Annotated in this window: 1 protein-coding gene; it reads left to right on the forward strand. The window is 64.2% G+C overall.

Going from position 1 to position 274, the window contains the following annotated elements:
- A partial coding sequence (locus RMT89_RS42955) for a GMC family oxidoreductase N-terminal domain-containing protein (RefSeq protein ID WP_315889189.1) occupies positions 1 to 274 on the forward strand: 274 nt, incomplete at both ends.

The following is a 274-nucleotide window of genomic DNA, read 5'->3' on the forward strand; positions in this document are numbered from 1 at the left end:
GCTGGCGGCAGATGGGCTGCACCGGCTGGGGCTGGGATGACGTCAAGCCTTACTTCCTGAAATCCGAAGATTATTTCGACGGCGCCAGTGACGATCACGCTGCCGGCGGGCCGTGGCGGGTGGAGCGCCAGCGGCTGCGTTGGGACATCCTCGACGACTTCGCCCGCGCGGCTCAGGAAACCGGCATCCCCGCGAGCGAGGATTTCAACACCGGCGACAATGAAGGCGTGGTTTATTTCAAGGTCAACCAACGCGGCGGCTGGCGCGAGTCTCT

Origin of the sequence: Streptomyces sp. P17 (genome assembly GCF_032436805.1) — a bacterium.
Classification (GTDB): domain Bacteria; phylum Actinomycetota; class Actinomycetes; order Streptomycetales; family Streptomycetaceae; genus Streptomyces.